The 22,663-nt window shown below is 44.6% G+C and carries 20 protein-coding genes and 1 pseudogene; 10 read left to right on the top strand and 11 right to left on the bottom strand.

The genetic code is table 11. From position 1 onward, the window contains the following. Positions 1-269: 269 nt before the first annotated feature. The gene (locus tag KHO06_RS10565) at positions 270-2,405 is read left to right on the top strand and encodes a condensation domain-containing protein (protein WP_212581537.1); all 2,136 of its coding nucleotides are present in this window, start codon (positions 270-272) and stop codon (positions 2,403-2,405) included. A 194-nt stretch (positions 2,406-2,599) separates the two neighbouring features. Here the strand turns inward: KHO06_RS10565 and KHO06_RS10560 are convergent, their stop codons facing one another. Both KHO06_RS10560 and KHO06_RS10555 read right to left on the bottom strand, forming a co-directional pair. Then, positions 2,600-3,343: a metallophosphoesterase gene (locus KHO06_RS10560; protein ID WP_212582472.1), complete on the bottom strand. Its 744-nt coding sequence runs from the start codon at positions 3,341-3,343 to the stop codon at positions 2,600-2,602. Between the two features lie 91 nt (positions 3,344-3,434). Then, positions 3,435-4,313 carry an AEC family transporter gene (locus tag KHO06_RS10555; RefSeq protein WP_079402363.1) on the bottom strand — a complete coding sequence of 293 codons (879 nt, stop codon included), beginning with the start codon at positions 4,311-4,313 and terminating at the stop codon, positions 3,435-3,437. A gap of 526 nt (positions 4,314-4,839) precedes the next feature. Between KHO06_RS10555 and ihfA the strand changes: the two genes are divergently transcribed. Then, on the top strand, positions 4,840-5,136 hold the full coding sequence (gene ihfA / locus KHO06_RS10550; protein ID WP_005427969.1) for an integration host factor subunit alpha: 297 nt from the start codon (positions 4,840-4,842) through the stop codon (positions 5,134-5,136). Positions 5,137-5,282: 146 nt separating this feature from the next. Here the strand turns inward: ihfA and KHO06_RS10545 are convergent, their stop codons facing one another. Next, positions 5,283-6,056 carry a RelA/SpoT domain-containing protein gene (locus tag KHO06_RS10545; protein WP_212581536.1) on the bottom strand — a complete coding sequence of 258 codons (774 nt, stop codon included), beginning with the start codon at positions 6,054-6,056 and terminating at the stop codon, positions 5,283-5,285. A gap of 337 nt (positions 6,057-6,393) precedes the next feature. Here KHO06_RS10545 and KHO06_RS10540 point away from each other — a divergent pair. Beyond that, a pseudogene (locus KHO06_RS10540) lies at positions 6,394-7,045 on the top strand (thiopurine S-methyltransferase). An 86-nt stretch (positions 7,046-7,131) separates the two neighbouring features. On the opposite strand, the gene purT reads toward KHO06_RS10540, so the two are convergent. Continuing rightward, positions 7,132-8,307, bottom strand: coding sequence for a formate-dependent phosphoribosylglycinamide formyltransferase (gene purT / locus KHO06_RS10535; RefSeq protein ID WP_212581535.1), 1,176 nt, complete (start codon positions 8,305-8,307; stop codon positions 7,132-7,134). A 208-nt stretch (positions 8,308-8,515) separates the two neighbouring features. Here purT and KHO06_RS10530 point away from each other — a divergent pair, with 208 nt between their 5' ends. Further along, positions 8,516-9,214, top strand: coding sequence for a hypothetical protein (locus KHO06_RS10530; RefSeq protein WP_050905665.1), 699 nt, complete (start codon positions 8,516-8,518; stop codon positions 9,212-9,214). Between the two features lie 63 nt (positions 9,215-9,277). Here the strand turns inward: KHO06_RS10530 and cdd are convergent, their stop codons facing one another. The 7 genes from cdd to KHO06_RS10495 form a co-directional block, all read right to left on the bottom strand. Continuing rightward, positions 9,278-10,165 carry a cytidine deaminase gene (gene cdd, locus KHO06_RS10525; RefSeq protein ID WP_212581534.1) on the bottom strand — a complete coding sequence of 296 codons (888 nt, stop codon included), beginning with the start codon at positions 10,163-10,165 and terminating at the stop codon, positions 9,278-9,280. Positions 10,166-10,429: 264 nt separating this feature from the next. After that, positions 10,430-11,107 (bottom strand): LrgB family protein, encoded by a 678-nt coding sequence (locus KHO06_RS10520; RefSeq protein ID WP_005428010.1) that lies wholly within the window; start codon positions 11,105-11,107, stop codon positions 10,430-10,432. 1 nt (position 11,108) lies between these two features. Beyond that, positions 11,109-11,483, bottom strand: a complete 375-nt coding sequence (locus tag KHO06_RS10515; protein ID WP_012127845.1) for a CidA/LrgA family protein — start codon at positions 11,481-11,483, stop codon at positions 11,109-11,111. A 58-nt stretch (positions 11,484-11,541) separates the two neighbouring features. Next, positions 11,542-12,963, bottom strand: a complete 1,422-nt coding sequence (sbcB, locus tag KHO06_RS10510) for an exodeoxyribonuclease I (protein ID WP_005428021.1) — start codon at positions 12,961-12,963, stop codon at positions 11,542-11,544. A 161-nt stretch (positions 12,964-13,124) separates the two neighbouring features. Further along, entirely contained in the window at positions 13,125-13,805 is a 681-nt protein-coding gene (locus KHO06_RS10505) for a DUF1826 domain-containing protein (protein ID WP_005428004.1), read from the bottom strand. Positions 13,806-14,033: 228 nt separating this feature from the next. Next, entirely contained in the window at positions 14,034-15,407 is a 1,374-nt protein-coding gene (locus KHO06_RS10500) for an L-cystine transporter (protein WP_045378534.1), read from the bottom strand. Positions 15,408-15,600: 193 nt separating this feature from the next. Next, positions 15,601-16,296 (bottom strand): NAD(P)H-binding protein, encoded by a 696-nt coding sequence (locus KHO06_RS10495; RefSeq protein ID WP_212581533.1) that lies wholly within the window; start codon positions 16,294-16,296, stop codon positions 15,601-15,603. Between the two features lie 665 nt (positions 16,297-16,961). Between KHO06_RS10495 and KHO06_RS10490 the strand changes: the two genes are divergently transcribed. From KHO06_RS10490 to KHO06_RS10465, 6 genes are all read left to right on the top strand, one after another. Then, positions 16,962-17,573: a flavin reductase family protein gene (locus KHO06_RS10490; RefSeq protein WP_212581532.1), complete on the top strand. Its 612-nt coding sequence runs from the start codon at positions 16,962-16,964 to the stop codon at positions 17,571-17,573. A 19-nt stretch (positions 17,574-17,592) separates the two neighbouring features. After that, a complete protein-coding gene (gene cobT / locus KHO06_RS10485; RefSeq protein ID WP_212581531.1) occupies positions 17,593-18,636 on the top strand; it encodes a nicotinate-nucleotide--dimethylbenzimidazole phosphoribosyltransferase in 1,044 nt (347 codons plus the stop codon). After that, positions 18,636-19,442 (top strand): adenosylcobinamide-GDP ribazoletransferase, encoded by an 807-nt coding sequence (locus KHO06_RS10480; protein ID WP_050569165.1) that lies wholly within the window; start codon positions 18,636-18,638, stop codon positions 19,440-19,442. The genes cobT and KHO06_RS10480 overlap by 1 nt, the downstream gene beginning before the upstream one ends. Next, positions 19,439-19,972: a bifunctional adenosylcobinamide kinase/adenosylcobinamide-phosphate guanylyltransferase gene (gene cobU, locus KHO06_RS10475; protein WP_212581530.1), complete on the top strand. Its 534-nt coding sequence runs from the start codon at positions 19,439-19,441 to the stop codon at positions 19,970-19,972. Before KHO06_RS10480 ends, cobU begins: the two co-directional genes overlap by 4 nt. An 11-nt stretch (positions 19,973-19,983) precedes the next feature. Then, positions 19,984-20,598, top strand: coding sequence for an alpha-ribazole phosphatase family protein (gene cobC, locus KHO06_RS10470; protein WP_050906797.1), 615 nt, complete (start codon positions 19,984-19,986; stop codon positions 20,596-20,598). A gap of 82 nt (positions 20,599-20,680) precedes the next feature. Further along, positions 20,681-22,480, top strand: coding sequence for a M3 family oligoendopeptidase (locus KHO06_RS10465; protein WP_212581529.1), 1,800 nt, complete (start codon positions 20,681-20,683; stop codon positions 22,478-22,480). Positions 22,481-22,663 lie beyond the last annotated feature (183 nt).

Genomic DNA, 22,663 nt, shown 5'->3' with positions numbered 1-22,663 from the left:
TGAATAATAAGGTCACAACTTCACTCTCAAAAAGCCTTTTTCGGCATTTAAAACTGAGATATATACTGAGATTTCCCATCAATAGGCTAAAGATCTGAGTGAAAGAATTTGTGTTTTTAACTCAGATTTATTATTAGCTTGACGTGAAATGCAAATCTAAATGATAATTAATCCTATCATTATTGTATCGAATTCGTATACAGTTAAATGCATAAACTTGAAAAAATATTTGTCTGCCTATTGAGTGGTTAAAAAAGAGTCAGAATTATATGTATAACGTCACAGAAGAAACAAAAAAGCGATTACCAATCACCGACGCTGAAGAAACAATATGGATGCAGCAGCTTCAAGAACCAGAAAGCATCTCATGGCTTTTGAGTTTCTATGCTATTGATAGTAATAGTAAAAACTGGCTTATTGAAGAGGCATTTAAAAAGCTCGCCATCGAAGATTATGGGCTCAATTTACGCTATGGATTTTCTGAAGAATTTGAGCTGGAAAAATGGCTCGATACAGAAGGCGAGCAGATAAGTAGTGTTATACAAATTCCAAAAAAACAACTCTCAGAGCTAATTGAAACCCTGAAAACGACACCATGGCAACCTGAACATCAATCTCCATTTAGATTAGTTATCGTAGAAACAGAGCAAGAAAAGTTCGTGTTTATCGTCAGCCATCCTATAATTGAAAATCAATTAAGTGACTTTAATGTCATTAATTTTCTCAAGAGTAACTATGACTTGCTGAATAAGGATTCTTTGGTAAGCAGCTTAGTTTTTCAAGAAGTCGATTTAGCTGATTTTAATTGTCATAGTGGTTCTAATGATAATATTAAAGATATAATTTTGACTGAGTTTAGAACGAGCCTTGATGACTCTAGTATTGAATTAGATGACGACTTTTTTGAAGTCGGTGGACATTCTTTGTTGGCCACGCGAATTATCGGTAACTTGATGAACAATCATGGTATCGAAATCAGCTTTAATGATTTTTTCAAATTCCCAAGTGCTGAAGCGCTTGCTGAATGTGCTTCGTTAAATCAATCTTCCTCAAATTCCATGCTTGAAGAAGAGGGTATCTCACAACGCTCAATATCGGATGAGGGCGCGCCACTGTCATTCGCGCAAGCGTTCCTTTGGGATGCACACATTGCCACTGGGAAATGTGCGATCTTCAATTTGCCATTTGCCATGCGTTTTGATGCTGAGGTTGATGAGGAGGCATTTAAACTCGCATTTCTAGACCTATTGATTCGTCATACTGGGCTAAGAACGCTATTCGTTGATATGGACGGTGGAGCCGTTCAGCGTGTGATTCCAGAACAGGATCTTTCAAGCTATGTATGGTTCTGGAACAGCTCAGAGGCGGGTGACGCAAGCTTGGAATCCGAAGCGGCTTACGTTTTTGATTTAGGTAAAGAGTTACCTCTACGAGTTCGCTTCTTTAAAGATGAGCAGACTGGTCAACAAGTTCTTTCTTTCCTTATTCATCATATGGTGATTGATGAATGGTCATTGAATAATCTGATGCCGGAACTTTCTAAAGCTTATTTAGCACGTGTTCAAGGTTTAGAGCCTACGTGGGATAAACCGGCGAATTCTATTCATGATTATGCCACTATTCAAAGGGAGCGTGGCGTCAATGCAGTGGACCTTGCTTACTGGGTTGAACGATTACAAGGTGCGACTCGCGGGTTGGATTTAGCCACGTCAGATGTTGGTCAGCTGCCTGCGGATATCAATCCAATTGAAGCTAACTGGTTGGAAATTGATTTAGGTACGCATGCGCATGACGTTGTCTCTTCGATCTCAAGAGAGCAAAACTCGTCGATTTTTAGTGTCGTATACTCGGCAATTGCTCAAGCCCTCCACGAAGCCGGCAATTTAAAAGATCTTGTGATTGGTACATCTGCATCTGGACGAGACGATGCGAAGTATTTCGATTCGGTAGGGTACTTTACGACCATGGTTGCGCACCGTGTGATGTTTAAACCTGAACAGTCCTTTGTTGAATTGGTTCAAGAGGTCACTCAAACCATTAATGACTCGATGCCACATGCAACGGTTCCTATCGATAGAGTACAGCATGAACTTGGTTTAGATCCTAAAGATGGACTTATGTTCGACGTTTACGCTCAAATTCATGCAGATAATGCACTATACGGCGCTTTGGAACAGCCTGATGGTGATTCAATTGCGTACCAGCAAATTCTACCGAATAAAACTGAGTCGCTATTTGGCTTGCACTTCGAGATGATGGAGAATGTTGTCGATGGTCAACGAACCTTACGCTTAATCGTGACTTATCAGACCGCACGTTACAGTGCTGAACAAATAGCAAGTATTGGCCAGAAAATGAAAGACCTTCTAACCAATCAAACGGTGTTTAAGCACGAATTAGCCTAAATCCAGCGATAGCAACAATAACTTGTAGAACCAATTACCAGTGTAACCAATGGTCATTGGAACTTAGGAGGTTGTTGTTGCTTATCGAGCGCTGAAATTGGAACTGGGCTGATGTAGGCCCAGTTCCTGTTTGTTGAGTATCGGAACAGTCTATACCCTCGACCTGTAGCTTAATTGACCTATAGCTTAATTGGTTATTTTGATTCGTTACGCGGTAACCAAATGGGTGTCGCGGTGATACCATCACCCTCGAAGCAGAGCTTATTCACGCCAATTTGCTCACTTCGATTATATTCTTTAATGCTGTGATCAAAGCCGTAGGCTGTCGCTGGTGCCATGTGTTGGGTGACGCCTCGCTGTGTGGCCGTTAATGCATCATGGCCATGTCCGCAGATAACGTCTCGAACCTGATGTTCGGCCAACAATCTAAGTAAGCTCGCGTCGTTCTCTAAGCAAATGGCTTTCATCCATTCTGAACCGACGGGAATAATAGGATGATGGACAACAATAATTGGATTGGTTGTGTCGCGAAGTTGCTTGGTTAAACGCGCGATTCCGCGCTTATCGATCCTGCCAGAGCCCAAAGGATGGCGCCTATCAAGCGGTTTGGTGCTGGAATCCAAGAACAAGACTTCACGATTATGGATTATCGCTTTATCTGTGACTTTGATACTACTGCCGAGCAGTTCTTGCTTCATCAATTTTGCATCATCGTGGTTGCCAGCAATCGCGAAGATGTTTTTCCCCTCGACGTGAGCCTCTACCATATTAACGAACGCGTGATAGTCACCGGGTCTAGGATTGCAACAAAGATCACCAGTAAACAAAAGGGTATCGCAAGACGCGTCACCTTGGGCAAGAAGCAATGCTTTACGCAAGTTCTCAAAACTGGATTTATCACTCAAGTGACAGTCACTGATCTGGATAATGGACTTCATATCGTTTAGGGGCACGGGGTAATCAATATTTTTCTGCCAGTCTAACATTCAACCTTATAGCTGCAATCGTAAAGTGAATGATTAGGCATCGCTAAGAGAGCGAAAGAGTAAACATAAGCAATAACGGTAACGTGATTATGCTGAAAAAGTTCCCAAACAGAACCATTGAAGCGACGGTCATTGGCTCAATGTTCAGCCTCTCGGCAAACAAATAGTTCATTACGGCTGGTGGCAGCATGGTGAACAACACCATCATTTGCAGTTGCATCGTAGGCAGTGGAATCAACCAATAAATAATTGCAAACGCTACTGCTCCTGTCACAAGTGATTGTAACGTACACATCAGACCAACCTTCAGGCCACTGAGCCTTAGATTGAGCATTTGTGCGCCCAATGAGAGCAGCATAACCGGTACAGCAGCTTGACCAAGTAATGCGGTAGCTTCGTAAAGCGGGTTCCAAACGCTAACCCCGGACAGGTTAATCACTAATGCGAGCGTAGCGGATAAGAAAATTGGCATCTTGATGATCTGCTTGAGCGGATTGCCGCTACTAAGCAGCATGACGCCTAAGCTGATGTGCAAACAGGCGGAGACAACGAACAAGAGTACCGCAGAAGGGAGAGCTAATTCCCCAAAGGTATAAGTGAACAACGGGATGGCAAGGTTTCCGCTATTTCTAAACATATGTGGTGGTGCCCATGTTTTGAAGGATAGCCCGCTTAGCTTTGCGATAGGTATCATCACAACACCAGGTATGACAACGGCAATAATAGCAGCAAGTAAAAGAGGAACTTGGCCCATATCAATCGGCATGCTGACTAGCGATGAAAATACAAGTGCTGGTGTAAACACATCCATATTGATGCGATTGATCGGGCGGAAGTCTGGCTTTATGTAGCGCCCAACTAAATACCCAACAAAAACCAACGCAAAAACAGGGAATAGAATACTGACGACTTGGTGAAGCATGTTGGTACTCTGACGATGGGATAGAATGCGCAAACAGTATCAATCTTTCCATCCATCGTCATGGTAATGGACACAGAACTTTGTCTTTGTTCAAGGTTTCATTTCCTGCTGGAACAGCAGAAACAGAATAAAAACTCCAATGAATACAACTGGTCAGATCTATTTGTAGAGTGACTCAAACCACTGAAAAATTAAGAGGTTTTGTGTCGGTTGTTTGTAAAATGACCAGTATCTGACATTTTTGTTAAATAGTGAATAATCTTGTTTTTATGTAGAAGTCTAGACTCTTGAACTGGATAATTTCCATAGTTTAGAAGTAATTAAAGTAAAATGTGGTATTGGTGGTGGGTAAAGTACTTCGATGATGAAACATTCGGTATATTAGCAAAGAAAAAAGTTGGCGAAAATCATAAGCTTGTCATACACTTCCAAATGTAACCCCGATATGTTGTTGAAATGGTAGGGTAAAACTGCTCTGGCGCTACACTAAGGTAGCATTGTTTAACATAGCTTTGAGGAAAGTTTTATGGCGCTCACAAAAGCCGAACTTGCAGAAAACCTGTTTGATAAATTGGGATTTAGTAAACGGGACGCCAAGGAAACGGTGGAAGTGTTCTTTGAAGAAATTCGCAAGGCACTAGAAAGTGGCGAACAGGTAAAACTGTCAGGTTTTGGTAACTTTGACCTTCGTGACAAAAACGAACGACCTGGTCGTAACCCGAAAACGGGTGAAGATATCCCTATTACTGCTCGACGTGTCGTTACGTTCCGCCCGGGTCAGAAGTTGAAAGCTCGCGTAGAGAACCTAAAGGCAGACCAGTAAGCCATGTAAAATGGAATGAGACCACGCTTTGTCGTGGTCTTTTTGTTTGTGTGTTCCGGTACTTGCTAAAGAACAAATAAAAAGCCACCGCAATCGCGGTGGCTTTTCAGTATTGGTGAGGGTTAGTTTATGGAGAAACTGCTCGCTTACGCAGCTTCTAAGTGTGTCGTTAGGTATGGGTGCCAAGCTTCTTGGTACAAGTTTTTCGATTGAGTACGCATGTTACGAATCGATGCCGTTTCGATGTCGCTGAGGCTTCGGCCTTCCACTAACGCTTGTCGTTCGATCTTTTGGATCTGTTCATACAAGTCATGCTCTGGACCACTTTTCACGTCAGCAATGGCTTTAAGGTGCAGTTGAACTTCAGCAATCAAATTCGTTTTAGGAAGACGTACCAGTAAGTTTAAGTCACGGTAACCAGATGCGGTTGGTTTCTTAAAGCGGTTTTTCACTTTAACGATAGTTGTTTCACGTTCTAGTGCTTCATATACGGATACAAGGCTTGCTACGTCATCCGCTACGATAGTTGCTCGTGCTAAGTCTGTAATTCGCTCTACTTGACCATCCAATTCGTGAGCAATCTTTTCTTCGGCACGATGTTGAGATTTAACGCCTGCGAAGTAAGGTTGGGCGTCAGTAAGAAGGGCAGTACTTTTACAGATGGTTTCTAACTCGAATTGTGCTTGGTGAGCTTTGCTGTAAAGTACATCGAAATCTGAATAAGGTTGAGTTGGTTTGGAGTCGATTGACGGAATGCCATACAAACCACTAAGGCTATGCTTGAACAATTTTGAGCAAACTTCGTTTTGGCTAGCAGAACGGTCTTGCTCGTTACTCGGGACATTTGGAAGTGCGGCGAACGCCGGCGCACGGCTTAGTACTAAAAGCATCAATGCTGTAGTACGTAGAAATAAGCTCATTCACTCTCCTTAACTTGCTTGCACTTAGAAAATGGGTAACGAAAAGGTCACTAAGATTCGCAAATCAGGTACTACCTAAGTTAATGGGGGCTCTACGATAGATTCCAAGGTAGGTTTTTAACCTTATAGTGGAATCGTGTTCTAGATCACCATTTTGCTTTCCTTTATTCTGACACCCAGAAAAAGGAAGGGTTCATTCTTGAACGATTGCTATCCTACCATTGCAGTATTAACCAAAGATGAACAGCATAGACAAATTTGAAAAAATCATTAGTCTTAGCCCACAAAAGCAAAGCACAAAGCTCGAATCCACAATCAGCCGACAAGTAGAAGTAAAATGAGAGATCAAGAATTTTGGCACAACAAATGGGCGAGTAACCAAATTGGTTTCCACCTTGATGATGTGAACCCACTGTTACCAGCATTTTGGCAGTATACGAACCCGAAGCGTGAAGATACGGTCTTGGTACCTTTATGTGGAAAGTCAGAAGACCTAATTTGGCTTGCAACGAAACACGATGAAGTACAAGGCGTTGAGCTAAGTTTGATCGCTGTACGTGCTTTTTTTTGCAGAGCACTTCTACACACCGACTGTAACGCCAGTCAATGGTATGCACGAGTTGTATCAGTTCGATGAGTTGTCAATTTATACCGGTGACTTCTTTACGGCGCCGGTTTCTAAAGCTGATATCATTTATGACCGCGCAGCACTCGTTGCATTGCCGCAAGAGATGCGAGAAGAATACGCAACTCGCGTTAAGCAACTGTTGAACCCTGGCGGACGCATTTTACTTGTGACGCTCAATTACCCACAAGATGAGATGTCAGGCCCTCCGTTTAGTGTGCCAGTCGAGGAGATTGAACAGTTGTTTGAGGGCTACAAGGTGACTTGTTTGAATGTCGATCAAGCCGACGAGAATCATCCGAAAATCGCTAAGAAAGGGCTCAGCCGCTTCTCTGAGGAAGTGTATTTAATCGAGAGCAAGTAACGGTTTCTGACGGTTTCGTGCCAACACAAAGAAAAAGCGCAGCCAATTGAGCTGCGCTTTTGTTTCTCTTGAGTGAAGCTGCGGAACTAGTAAATGATTTGCACTTTAGAAGCGCTGTTCACCGCATCTTCAATCGAATCTTCAATCGTCTTACGGCGCGTTAAAACAACGCCCAAGCGACGGCGACCATCAATTTCAGGCTTACCAAACAAGCGAACTTGAGTTTGTGGCTGAGCCATTGCTTTGGAAAGATTATCAAATCGGATATCAGTTGATATACCTTGCCCTAAAATTACCGCTGATGCTGATGGTCCATACTGAACAATATTGTTGATCGGCATACCTGTAAATGCACGTACATGAAGCGCAAACTCAGACATTTCTTGAGATATCATGGTTACCATACCGGTATCGTGTGGACGAGGGGATACTTCGTTGAAAATGACCTTATCGCCTTTAACAAACAGTTCCACACCAAAGATACCGTAGCCACCTAGTGCATTCACAACTTTCTCTGCCGTGTATTCAGCTGCTTTGATGGCGTTTTCTGACATGGCTTGTGGCTGCCATGATTCACGGTAATCTCCGTCTTCTTGGCGGTGCCCAATCGGGGCGCAGAAATGTACGCCATCAACGGCGCGTACCGTTAGCAGTGTGATTTCGTAATCGAAGTCAATAAATCCTTCAACAATCACGCGTCCAGCTCCTGTGCGGCCGCCTTCTTGCGCGTATTCCCAAGCGGTCTGAACATCTTCTTCTGTTTTAATCACGCTTTGGCCTTTGCCAGAGGAGCTCATGACTGGTTTAACGACACATGGAATACCAACATGCTCAACAGCGGCTTTAAAGTCTTCAAAACTATCTGCAAACTGATAAGGGGAAGTGTTTAGAGCTAATTCTTCAGCAGCAAGGCGGCGAATGCCTTCACGGTTCATCGTCAATTTAGTCGCTTTTGCTGTGGGAACAACGTTCAAGCCTTTTTCTTCTAATTCGACTAATTTATCTGTCGCGATAGCTTCAATTTCAGGAACCACGTAAGCAGGTTGTTCTTTATTAATGATCTCTTCCAGTGCTTGACCATCAAGCATGTCGATGACGTAGCTACGATGGGCCACTTGCATTGCAGGCGCATTGGCATAACGGTCGCACGCGATCACTTCTAAACCAAGACGTTGGCATTCAATTGCCACTTCTTTACCAAGCTCACCAGAGCCTAGAAGTAATACACGGGTAGCATGAGTGCTTGTAGCAGTACCGAACATAGTGTTCCCTTACAAAATAAAGTGATGAAACCGAATTTGCAGGGGATCATACTGAATTTTAAAAATGATGCAAACGTTTGCGTCACTACTGAGCATCTTAGGTTGTAATAATTACTATGCAATTAATCACAATTAGTGATTCTTTGTGTTGAGAATATATTTCATATTGATAGATTTCATCGCTTCTATAAAAAGGAGCAGTAAAATAATGAAATATATAAGAATTATCGGTTGTGCTATTGCAGTAATGCTATTGTCTGGGTGTGTCTCTCAAAAAGCGATGGACATTCCGTCAGACTTTTGGCAAACAGGGGGAGACAAAAATATCGCTGTTGCGTTTGTTCAGCCACCAGAAATGTATGCGCATCGTGCAGGCGGTGAAGGTCTATTGGACATGGCTATCAACGAAATGGTGACTGATAGCGTTGAATCTCATATTCAATCACTAACGCATGATAAGTTTGAAGTAGGTAAGTCCAAGGTTGCGCAGTTGATTGAGAGCCGCGGAAGCCACAGTGTGATTCTTCCAGAGTATTATGAAGCGACCGACGAACATAAACTGCCGAAAGATAAACGCAAAAAAGGTTACTTCGACTACGATGTTTCTGTCGTCAAGGAACAGTATCAAGCTACACACCTACTTGTTATCCAAACCATGGCGGCGGGCACACTGCGTGACTACTACGGATTTATCCCTCTTTCGTCGCCTCGTGGCTATGTGAATGCAGAAGTTACGCTTGTTGATCTGAGTAACAATAAGATCGTAATGGAGCATCAAATCCTAGAAGAAGTTTTGTTGCCAGAAGACGTTGATTGGGATGATCCAGAGAACCAATACCCGGAAATTACGAAGGTTGTAAATTTGGCGTTGGAAAGAGCGGCAAATCGACTAACGGAACTATTGTAATAAAACGCTGTTGGAACAAAAAAGAGCCCATTGGGCTCTTTTTTATTAAGCAAAGCTTATAAATTAAACGTTAACAAAACTCACTGGAATATCAGGGTTTAGCGCTTCTAGCGTTGATTGAGTATCGGCTAGGTGGCTGATCTTGCCTTGCGAGTTCTCAACCAGCGCAGCAGCTTTGATGTCTTCAAACTTCTCACCAGCCATCAGGATTTGAATTAATGCAACCTGCAGTGGTGGAAGGCTAGGGTTGAATGCAGCATTTTCTGCATACGCGCCTTGGAATACAAGGCCACTGTTCATCTCAAGCGCAATACCACTCAAGTTGTTTGTGTATGGCGCGTGGCTAATGTTCATCGCATTGACGGCTTTTTGGATTAAAGCATCGTCTTCATCACAAACAAACTCGTGCTTCACCTCAGCCATAAGACCAGACTCAATACCTAGATCCGCCGGACCAAACGCTTCCGGAAGGTAGTGATGAAGTGACTTTTCTTCACGTTCTGGTAACTGGATCTTTAATTCTTTTGCTGTGCTTAGCTCGTTCATGAACTGACGGCAGTGGCCGCAAGGGCTGTAGTTGATAGTGATGTCTTTCACACCATGTTCGCCTTTCATCCAAGCATGGCTGATGGCGCACTGCTCAGCATGAACGGTTTGACCTAACTGAACACCGAAAAACTCCATATTCGCGCCAAAGTAAAGATGACCGGAAAGGCCACGAACAATCGCACCGACATAGAATTCAGAGATTGGAGCGTAAGAAAACGCTGCGGCAAAAGGAAGTAGAGCAACACGAAGCTCTTTGTCTGAAAAGTTGGTCGCGTTCAGCAGTTCACCAAACTGTTGTTCAGAAATAGTGGCATCAAAATCGTCAGCTAAAACGATAGGAGCAAGATGTGTTGAAAGTGCTTCAGGAGCGCTTGCTAGCGCCTGTTCAATGCGACTTTTCATGTTGAATCCTTGTTATTGCATGGACAGTTATTCTATGTGAAAGATGGAAATGTTCTGTGCTTTAGATCACGTTAATGTGTGTAATGATGATTTACGTTACATAATTAGAGTGAGCTCACACATGTATTCGATTTCACGACGATTTTACGTTATCTCTGTCCCACTAATAACTATATCAATGGATGTTCATATTGCGAATTTTCTGGAAGAGGTTTTGGCTTGCTCACTTTAGATTAAGACTAAGGGGAGCAAGCCAGTCACTTTTTATTGGTATAACCAAACGGCTAGAGCAAAGAAGCTTGGCGCAAGAATAGAAGTGATGATGCCACAAAGCACCAAAGCAAGAGATGAGAAAGCGGCATCGCCCGGTTGTTTCTCAGCACAGGTTGCTGTGCCGAGTGCATGCGAAACCGTGCCCATTGTCAGGCCACGAGCGATAGGGTGTTTAATGCCAATAAGGTTAAAGATTGGGTAAGCTAAAATCGCTCCGAATAAACCAACAATAAGCACTAGAATAGCGGCAACTGCGGCTTCACCACCTAAGTGGCTAGAGATTTCCATCGCAATAGGCGTTGTTACTGATTTGCCCACTAAGCTCGCAATGAGGCTGATGTCGGCTTTGAACGCAACAGCAATAAGTGTTGCCGTTAGCATTGACATCACGCTGCCCAAAGAGCAAGCCAGTGCGATAATGCGCCAATTGGCTTTTATTTGTGGCAATTGCTCATAGAGCGGATACGCTAGCGCAACAACAGCGGGCTGAAGCAAGAAGCTAATGTACTCGTTGTCGGCGTAGTAGGTTTCAAACGGCACTTTTAAAAAGATTAACAAAGGGATCAGTACCGCGATGCTAATCAAAAGCGGGTTAGCGATTGGATTGTTGACCTTGATCGCGATTTGACGTGCGGCAAGGAAAACCACAATAGTGACAAGTAACCACATATCAATGTTTCTCCTTGAGTAAGTAATCCAAGAACCAAGCCAAGCTGATCAAGACAATCAGCGACCCACCGACTGCACTTGCAATAATAGGCAGCGCGTTCGCCAACAACATATCAAAGTGCTGCATCAAACCAACGCTGATTGGGACGAACAGTAAGATCATGTAGCGAATGAAAAGTGTTGCGCCAGGCTTAACCCATTCGACTTTTACCAAGCCAAGGGTCATTGAGAAAAACAGCACAAGCATACCGATGACACTTCCAGGAACAGAAACGCCAGTGAGGTTTTGAATAGTGTTGCCGATGCCAAGTGCTCCCATTATGAGTGCGAGGGAAATGAGCAAATGGACCAGCTGTAGTAATCGATCTTTTATCATTTTTACAGCATATAAAACAACAAGCACACCCGGAGGTGCGCTTGAACAAGGTAAGAAACTAGGAGGCTAAGCTCTCTACATAACGATAGACAGATTTTAGTATTGCTATCTTCTTTTCGTCACTTTCATGTTCGTGAACTAAGTTTTCTAAATTCAGCATGTACTCTTCAATCTGGCTTTCGAACACTTCGCGACAATGTTGTGCCCAGCGTCTTTGTTCTTGTTCATCCAGGGTGCCAGCATAGTGACGAGCACGGTAACGGAATAACAACGGCTTGATACGTTTGTCATCAAACTCAATATCCAACGCAGCCAGATTGTTCGGATCCGTCTCACGAATGATGTCCATCGCCGCGCGGTCTGCAGGAGAGAAGAAGCCGTCATAAAGCTGTGTATCCACGTCGTCGCTCTTTTCGAATTCACGTTCAATAGAGAATAGACTAATCAGCTTTTCGCGGATTTCTGGGTGTTGGCGTAACAAGGCTAAATTGCTTAGACATTTCTGACGATCGATACCAATAACTTCCGCATTTTCCGCAGTTAGAGTCTTAGCAGGCGCAAGGATAGGGCACTTGTTCAGGTGCACGAGCTTAACGGGTACAGGCAGCAGCTCGCCCAATTCGTCACGCTTGGTGTACAAACGTTCTTTCAACTCTTCTGCTGAAAGTTCTAAGATCGGCTGAGGATCCTTCGCCAAGTCAATCGTAATAACAGCGTTATTGTTGGTTGGGTGCCAAGCCACAGGCACAATCCAACTGGTGTATTGGCATTCGCGTCCCAACATGCCCGACACGTGCATCAATGGCGTCATGTTAACAATATCGACTAACTCGTTCAGTTTGCGTTTGTTACGCATCGAGAAAAAGTAATCAAACAGCTTTGGTTGAGCGGCTTTGACTTTCTTCGCCATCTCAATCGTTGCAATCACGTCTGCCATCGCATCGTGGGCATTGCTGTGTTCAATACCATTTGCTACGGATAAATGCTCAAGTTTGAAACTTGTAAAGCCTTCATCATTTTCTGGCCATTCTACGCCTTCTGGGCGAAGAGCATGACACGCACGCATTACATCGAGTAAATCCCAGCGTGAGTTACCGTTTTGCCAGCTCCACGCATAAGGATCGATAAAGTTGCGATAACAGGTGTAACGTGTGACTTCATCATCGAAGCGGATGCTGTTGTAGCCAAGACTAGTGGTATTTGGCTTAGAAAGCTCTGCGTGGATCTTAGCGATAAATTCAGGTTCAGGTAGGCCTTCTTGCATCGCTTTTTGTGGCGTAATACCAGTGATTAAAGCGGCTTCTGGTGAAGGAAGGTAATCAGCGGGCGGACGACAGTACATGACCAAAGGTTCACCAATGATATTGAAGTTTTCATCAGTGCGAACGCCAGCGAATTGGCTTGGGCGATCTTTGGCTGGACTTGTTCCCCAAGTCTCGTAATCAAAAAAGAAAAAAGTGGGCTGATTATCTTGGTGCATTCTGCTTACCGTTTACGGAACCTATAGAGGTATTAGACCATTCAACGCTTTGACTCGCAACGAAAGATGCAAGGTGACGTTGTGAAAATGAAAAAGCCGCACGGTAATCTTCGGCTTGATGTTTTGTGTTTGATTAATGTTTGGGCGATTGCGGATTTTTATTAGCCAAAATCGAGAGTAAGTAGTAAACGAGTTTCACTCGATTGGATGTTAGGCGAGCGATGTACCAAGCCTTTATTTTCATTGCCAATCCAACGTTCACCTTTTAGTAGGGCGACGTCACCGACAGAAAGGTCTTGGATGTCATTCTCTGCGTTATAAAGCCCCGATTCCGCATCCGGTAGCCCATTGCTACCACGTCCAAGCTTTGAGCGGTCTATGGCATTGTTGGCTAACCATTGTGTGGCGGTTCCATGGTACGTCGTTACCAATCGGCAAGGCACTTGGTCAACGTGAAAACGAGGACACATCGCGCTATTGAGTGTCGCTAGGCGCAGTCCTGCGTCTTCTAACTCAAATAAATAGCAAAACATGTCGACCAACTCCGCGATATTTCTAAGTAGTAACTCCGGGGCATTTCCGTCAGTTGCGTATTGCAACGTTTCATAAGCACTTTCAGGAGAAACATTCAGCGATTTATTGAAGTTAGGGCGTGAGGTGATGAACTGATTCGTGGCATCGACAAGCGGTTGATCGAATTGTCGTTGCCAGATAGCGATGTTGATATCTTCCTGATAAATGTCCGCTAACACCGTAGGTTCTCTTTTTGAGCTGAAACACGGCGTTTGTTGTCCATTGGCTAAGATTTCAATTAAGTTGGGTTCGGTTAAAGTTGAAGTCATGTCATAACCTCCAGTGTTATTCGAATACAATTTGGAATTGTTGAAATGTTATATCATAACAATTGGTTTGAACACACTGATTCGTCGTGTAAGTCACGACAAGATTGCTAAGTGTTTGAAAGGGAAGAGTGCGAATTGAACGATGGCCCATTTAACTGAGCTCAAAAAAAACAAAAAAGCCGATGGTAAAACATCGGCTTTGTAAGACAGTTGATTATTGGGAAGTAATTACGCTTTTTGTTCTTCCAATGCAACTTCATCGTTGGTTGATTTTAGCACGCGGCTGGTAATGGTGCCGGCTGTCATAGCGCCAGAGACATTCAATGCGGTACGCGCCATATCGATCAATGGTTCGATAGAGATAAGCAGTGCTGCAATTGTCACAGGCAAGCCCATCGCAGGTAGTACAATCAGGGCTGCAAAGGTTGCGCCGCCGCCCACACCAGCAATACCAAATGAGCTAATCGTGATGATAGCAATCAGTGACAGAATAAAGTTGATGTCCAGAGGATCGATACCCATTGTTGGCGCTACCATTACCGCAAGCATTGCTGGGTAAATACCTGCACAGCCGTTCTGACCGATAGTGGCACCGAAAGACGCTGACAAGTTCGCAATTGCTGGTGGTACGTTTAACTTTGTGATTTGTGCTTCTACGTTAAGCGGGATGGTTGCCGCTGAGCTGCGTGATGTGAAGGCAAACGTCAGTACTGGCCAAATCTTTTTAAAGTACTCAGCTGGGCTCACACCAACGAAAGACACAAGTAGACCGTGTACAAGGAACATCAGAGCAATCGCTACATAGGAAGCAACAATGAAACCCAGCAGGTTAAGAATGTCGCCTGCGCTCGAGGTCGCCACAACTTTCGCCATTAGGGCTGCAATGCCGTAAGGCGTCAATGCCATGATCATCTTAACCAGACGCATAACGATAGATTGAGCCGCTTCGACAAAAGTGCGGATTGGTGATTCTAGCTCTTCTTTTTCCGCCATCACTTTACGTGCAGCGATACCAACCAAAACACCAAAAATGACCACAGCAATAATTGAAGTCGAACGAGCGCCAGTCAGATCAGCAAATGGATTGGTTGGGATAAAGCTGACCAACATTTGAGGAATCGTTAGATCACTCACTGAGCCTGCACGACTCTCTAATACAGCAATACGAGCCGTTTCACGCGCACCCTCAGTAAGACCTTCAGCAGAAAGGCCAAATGTCGTTGTTACTAGGATACCAATGATGGCAGCGATAGCTGTCGTGACCAATAAAACTGAAATTGTGATGCCAGAAATTTTGCCTAGTGAACCGCCTTTCTCAAGCTTTACTACAGCAGAAATCATGGAGACCAGTACCAATGGCATGATGACCATCTTCAACAGGCCAACGTAACCACTGCCGACGATGCCAACCCACTCAAGCGTTTGAGCAATCACATTGCTGCCTTCACCATGAATCAGTTGTAGAGCAAGACCGAAAAGTGAACCAGTAACTAAACCAATCAACACAAGACGAGACAAGGTGTTCTGTTTTTGTTGCTGATTAAAAAGAAAGAATAATATGGCGATAAACACCGCCAGAGAGGCAACCACTGCGAAATTCATAATTTGACCTTATCAATCAGCCCAAAATGCTGACTGTTTTTATACATTTGGCTATAAACTGTGGGCGTAAGATAACGCTCGGGATATAACTTTAAAAATGAAAAACAGGCATTAGATAGATCGAAAATGAATATAAAAATGAGACTCATATCTCGTGAAACAGCAAGCTAGCACAAGATTTATGCGATTTGGCTCAGTCGTAGTGCTTAATGAGGTCGAGCATTTCCCTTCTATGCAAATAGACGACTGAGTCTTCTTGGTAGCTGAAAACTTGATAAATCATCGCTTTGGCGACATCTTGAGCCTGAATGGGTACAAAATTAGCCAGTCTTCCCAGCATAAGCGGACGAATAACTTTGGAAAGAGTTTGAACAATCTTCTCATCCGTACGAGGATTTTCTCGTTGCCCGACCAAAGGCCCCGGCCTTGCGAATACCACTTCTTCAAATCCCATCTTTTCAATGTTTTTTTCCATATGGCCTTTGCAAGCAAGGTAATGGGACGATGAAGACACTTTCGCACCTAAACTCGATACGACGGCAAGGCGCTTCACGCCAATCAGCTTCATTTGTTGGGCAACTTTACATACCAACTCGACATCTACCTTCCTTAAACCGTCTTTGCTTCCTGCTTGCTTTAACGTAGTACCGAGACAAATAAAACCCACGCGAGGGATAGGCTGTTGTTCGTCCCAATCATGAATAGACAGTTCTGCATCCAGCAGTGGGATAATTTTATTACTTGGATCGGCGAGGTCAGTGAGGGCTCGTCGAGAAAGACAATACAGAGTTTCGATACTAGGCTGTGAGATCAGTTTATGGATGACTTCTTTTCCTACCAACCCGGTCGCGCCTGCGATAATGACGCATGCATTTGAATCGTTACTCATCGTATTCTTCCTCTTAGAGAACAGTTGCTTAGGCTATTGTAGCTTATTTGCTGAGCCAAGCATTAGGCATGCTATCAATGTTTGATGAAGGGCGTGTTTGCTTTAGGACGAGTCAGAGGCAAATAGAAAGGCCCGTGGGACATACGGGCCTTTTTCTTAGGAGAATGATAAGGGAATTGTTCGCCGAGTTGGGCTCGGCGTCTTCGGCTTGCCTTTCTTAGCAGGGCGACGACTTTGATTGGCAAACATGGTTTCTCGCTTAAGTTAATGGGGACAATTTAGGTTTAGCATCAGGCATGCCAACTTTATCGAGAGAGCAACATTGTCCGGATTTGTTTGCTTCGTAGTTGTTGTTAGCAAGATATGGGGCGATTTTAAAACCTTAATTTATTCAATTTCTTAATGGTTTTTTCTTTGCAAGGTCTGTGTCGAGCAACTTCTTGGTGTTCGATTGAAATTTCTTCAAAATATCGAGTGTTAGATTTATTTTCTAATCAAATGAATGAATTGAACTGTCATTTAAGTCAATATAAATATCAAAATGACAAAGGACACGTTCAAAAAGAGAAAATCAGATGAAATTGCACGGGAGAGGGGTACACTTGTTCTCTCAATTTGTCGGGAGCCTCGTTTCTCTCGCGGTTTTCTAAGACCAAGGACGTCGTATGAACATAGATCTCAGTACGCTTGCGCCAACGCAGGTGTACCATTTGATGACTCAAACTGTCATTCCTCGCCCAATCGCTTGGGTGCTCACAGACTCAGGTGAGCAAAACTTCAACTTAGCGCCATTTTCCTACTTTACTGCGGTCTCCAGCCGTCCACCTTTATTGATGATTTCAGTGGGAAAAAAGCCCAATGGTGACATCAAGGACACCACGCGAAATGCATTAGAAACTGGTAAGTTGGTTATCCATATTGCACCTAGCGATCTCGCGGATAAAGTCACTTTATCTTCTACCTCATTAGAACATGGGGAATCTGAACTGGAGACGACTCAACTTGAGACGGTCGATTTCCAAGGTTTCGAATTACCACGCTTAGAGGGCGCACCAATTGCATTTGGCTGTAAGCTACATGAAGTCATTGAAATGGGTGAGACACCACAAAGTTTAATCTTTGCAGAGATTGAACACATTTATGTCGATGAGCGGGTCGTATCCATGGAAGGTGATCGTTTAAAAGTCGACGCTCTAGCGGTTGACCCATTAGCAAGGCTTGGTGGAAATGAGTACGCCACGCTAGAAAAGACGTTCTCTGTTGCTCGACCAAAATAAAGAATAAGGAACCATCATCATGGAGCGCTTTTTTGCCTCAGAAATTCAAGCTCGCATTGATAACAAAACCAAGCCATTAGGCGCTCTTGGTTTGCTCGAAAAAGTGGCGCTAGAACTGGCGTTAATTCAGAGCCAAGATAAGCCTCAAGCGGTTGAAGCAATAGAAATTCGCAAACCAACCATGTTGGTATTTGCTGGTGATCACGGTATCGCCGAAGAAGGGGTGAGCATTGCGCCAAGTGCTGTGACTCAACAAATGGTGGCGAATTTTCTCGCCGGTGGTGCCGCCATTAACTGTTTCTGTGACCTCAACCAAATTGACTTTAAGGTCATTGATTGTGGCATGTTGTCACCCATCGATACCTTAGTTCCTGACTTTAAACATCATCCCAACTTAATTGAGAAACGTCTGGGAAATGGCACGGCAAACTTTGCTAAACAAACGGCGATGTCGTTAGAACAAGTCGCACTCGGTTTGGAATATGGTGCAAAGATCGCGCAGCAGGCGATTCTTAATGGCTCGAACTTGTTGATGTTTGGTGAGATGGGGATTGGCAATACAAGTTCCGCATCGGCATTGTTAACTACGCTGAGTCCTTTGGAAGTCGACCATTGCGTTGGCTATGGTACGGGTATTACTCAAGAGCAACTCAACCGCAAGATCAAGCTAGTCGCACAAGGTGTGAATCGCTGTCGTGACCTTGATACCAAAGGCGCTTTGGCTCAAGTCGGTGGGTTTGAAATCGTGCAAATGGTTGGCGCATTCTTAGAAGCGAAACGCCACAAAACGCCTGTTTTAGTCGATGGATTTATCGTCTCTGTTGCCGCTTACGTCGCGACTTTATTGGATGAAGAGACGCGAGATTACATGCTGTTTGCTCATAACTCAGAAGAGAATGGGCACAAGTTTGTGCTGGAATGCCTACAAGCGGAGCCTCTCTTGGACCTTGGTTTGCGTCTAGGTGAAGGAACCGGAGCAGCGCTTGCTTTGCCACTGGTAAAAGCTGCGGCTCAGTTTTATAACAACATGGCGAGCTTTGAGAGTGCGGGAGTGACGGTTTAGTGTCTGTTTCTGGTAATACACTCTATTCAGAGACTCGTTCTTTGCGCTATCAGAGTGAGCTTTTTCTGCTCGCAGTCAGCTTTTTTAGCCGTATACCTGTGCCCGCAGATTTACCTTACAGTGAAACGCGCATGAACCAAGCAGGGCGATACTTTGCTTTGGTCGGTGTGGTGCTTGGGCTACTGTGCGCGGCTGCGTTTTCACTGGCGAGCCTGTTGTTCCCAAACTCAGTTGCCATCGTGTTAACCATGGCATTTAGCCTGTTGCTTACCGGCGCTTTTCATGAGGACGGATTAACGGATATGGCGGATGGCATCGGCGGTGGTATGACGTTAGAGCGCCGCTTAACCATCATGAAAGACAGCCGCATCGGGACGTACGGAGCGGCAACACTAATGATGGCGCTGTTAGCGAAGTTTGTATTTTGGAGCGAGTTAGCCAATGAGCCTCAGTTTTGGCTGATGATCGTCGTGGCGTACACCGTGAGCCGAGCACTTGCTGCCACTCTCATATACGACATGCCTTACGTTAGTGACGCAGATACCTCGAAAAGTAAACCGTTAGCGAACAAACAATCGAGCTTAGAAGTCGCGATACTGCTCTTAACTGGTGGGGTTGTAGCGTTGTTACTGGGTGTGACTCAGGCAGTGGTTATCCTATTGGTACTGACACTGTTTCGTGTGTGCTTTAAACGCTGGCTGACCAAACGTATCGGGGGATTTACTGGCGATTGCCTTGGTGCCGCACAGCAGCTTGCAGAGTTGCTTGTTTATCTCACTCTTATCGCATTTAGTCATTCATTATGAAGCAACTTATTCTAGGTGGTGCGCGCTCAGGAAAATCGAGCTTAGCAGAGAGCAGGGCGCAACAATGGGCACAAAATAAAAACGGAACGCTTCACTATGTTGCGACGGCATTGCCTTTTGATGACGAGATGAGGCAGCGCATTGCTCATCATAAACTGCAGCGAGGGGCTGGGTGGATTGAACATGAATGTCCGCTTAACTTGCCTGAGCTAATTTGTGAGTTTTCGTCTCAAGATGTCGTGTTAGTTGACTGCCTTACGCTTTGGCTCAACAACTGGATCTTTGAGCTCGATGATGACTGCTGTAATGAGCGATTAGAGGAAAAAATTGAGCAGTTGATGAATGCGGCAGCACAATCAGAAGCGACGCTGATTTTTGTATCTAACGAAGTCGGGATGGGCATTGTGCCGCTTGGCGCCGTCAGTCGTTACTTTGTTGATAATGCGGGACGGATGAATCAAAAACTGGCGACCGTATGTGAGCGAGTCACGTTTGTCGCAGCAGGCTTGCCGCTTGAGCTCAAACCATAGGAAGGGAAGAGATGAAAACGCTGAATATCTATTTACTGCGACACGGGAAAGTGAACGCAGCCCCAGGTTTACACGGACAAGCCGATTTAAAAGTCGATGAAGCTGAGCAACGCAAAATTGTTCAAGCCTGGCAACAAACGGGTCGAGAAGTAGAAGGGATCATCAGCTCTCCCTTGTCACGTTGTCACGATCTTGCTGAGATACTTGCTGAGCAGCAACTTTTGCCTTTAAGTGTGGAACCACAACTTCAAGAATTGGATTTTGGCGATTTCGACGGCGTCCCATTTGACATGCTTTCTGAGCACTGGAATAAGCTCGATGCGTTTTGGAAAGCACCGGCACAACACACCTTACCGAATGCTGAGAGCTTGGATGATTTCTCCCATCGCGTAACTTGTGCTTGGTCTCAAATCATCAACGATATCAATGACAACTTGCTAATTGTCACGCATGGTGGCGTAATTAGAATGATTCTTGCCCATGTATTGGGTGTAGATTGGCGTAATCCGCGATGGTATTCGACATTAGCGATAGGAAATGCGTCAGTAACACATATAACAATTACCATCGATGATCAGATTTACGCCTCAGTTCGTTCGATAGGCGTACCACTATTTGAAAATTAGTCACGGAAGTAGCCAACGCTTGAATCTCTACCGAGTTTAAGAGAGAAAAGGGCTGGCTCGATTACATCAAAAGGAACCATAAATGACCGCTCCTAGCTGGGATTTATCCATCGTTTATAACGATCTCGCTGACCCACGAATTCAAGATGACATTGCCCTAGTAGAGCAATGCATTGACCTACTCAATAAACAGTCTGCCGATTGTAACTCTGTTGAAGTGATGCAAAACGCAATCTTAACCAGCGAGGCGGCAAGCCGTTTGGCTGGCACTATTGCGAACTTCGCTAACTGTTACGCGTCAGTGGATGCGACAAATGCAGAGGCGAAAGCACTGCTGGGTCGTATGACGCGTATTTTCTCTGAGCTTTCTCAAGCTTACAGTGCGTTTGAGCTTAAATTGACTCACGCTGATGAAGAGTTCATTACTCGCGTTTTGGATCATGAAAACCCAGACATCAGTGGTCAGGCGTTTTCAATCCTAAACTCTCGCAAACTGGCTGACACACGCTTAAGCACCGAAGAAGAAAAGCTATTAGCGGCAATGAGCGTGGATGGAAAATCAGCGTGGGGTAAGTTATACAACAACCTCACGGGCTCTTTGAAAGTGAAGCTTGACTACGCTGATGGTGAAAGTGAAGAGCTTGGCTTCTCGCAAGCAGCAAGCATTCTTTATGGCTCTGAATTTGATCGCCAAGAAGCTGCGTGGCGTGGTGTTCAAAAGGCGATGGCAACACATCAAGAGTCTTTTGCCTCTATCCTTAACGCGCTTTCAGGTTGGCGTTTAACAGAGAACAAAAAGCGTTCTACCAAACGTGATGTCCATTTCCTTGATCCAAGTTTGCATGGCAGCCGAATTAAAGCGGAAACGTTGGATGCCATGATGAAAGTTGCTAAAGACAGCCGTGAGATTGGTCAAAAAGCCGGTTTGCTAATGGCGAAGGTCCACGGTCTGGATGAGATGAAACCGTGGAATCATCTTGCTGCGATGCCTGCTTTGAGTGGTGAAGCGAAAGTTTACCCTTTCGATGAAGCAATCGACGTCATCTGTGAAGCGTTCGAAACCGTGAATCCAGACATGTCCGAGTTTGTTCGCATGATGGTACAAAACGGCTGGATTGATGCCGCGCCTAATGCCAACAAACGCCTTGGCGCATACTGTACTAAGCTGCCGGCGACGCGTACGCCGCTTGTGTTTATGACTTGGAGTGGTAGCCGCTCAGACCTGATGACGCTTGCTCATGAGCTTGGTCATGCCTTCCACAACTGGGTGATTCGTGACTTGCCGCTTTGCCAGACGTACTACCCGATGACGTTGGCAGAAACCGCTTCAATTTTCGCTGAAAACATCGTTCGAGATCATCTGATTTCAAAAGCAGAAAGTGTGGATGACAAGCTCGAAATGCTGTGGGAAGAGCTCTCTTCTGCGTTAGCGCTGATGATCAATATTCCAGTTCGTTACGAATTCGAAAAAGCCTTCTACGAGCGTCGCCAAGAGGGTGAACTGACAGCAGACGACTTCTGTGAGCTGATGTCAGAAACATGGAAAGATTGGTATGGCGATGTGATGAGCGAAGCTGACCCTTATTTCTGGGCGAGCAAACTGCACTTCTCAATTTCTGGGGTGAGCTTCTACAACTACCCATATCTGTTCGGTTTCTTGTTCAGTAAAGGTATCTACGCTCAACGTGATGCTAAAGGGGAGCGCTTCTACGATGATTATGTAGATCTATTGCGCGACACTGGCAACATGATGGCTGAAGAGGTTGTCGAAAAGCATCTTTCAATGGATCTGACGCAACCAGAATTCTGGCAGCAGAGTGTTGAACTAGTTCGTGACAAAGTAGACGAATTTGAACGTTTACTCGCACAACGTGGTGAATAAACGCTAAAAGTTGATCAAATCATAATGATCTTCTTTAGGGCTGTGGTAAAGTTCACAGCCCTAACACTTTGTAATTGTTTAAAAAATAAACGCCTCAATGCTTGATTTGAGTGCATGGCGCGAAAAGGTATGGGATTTTAAATAAATTTGGTGGCTTCTACTCATAAGTGGGATCGCAACAAC

This window comes from Vibrio sp. B1FIG11 (genome assembly GCF_905175335.1).
GTDB lineage: Bacteria > Pseudomonadota > Gammaproteobacteria > Enterobacterales > Vibrionaceae > Vibrio > Vibrio campbellii.
The sequence above is the reverse complement of the archived record's forward strand: the minus strand, read 5'-3'. Positions and strand labels throughout refer to the sequence as shown.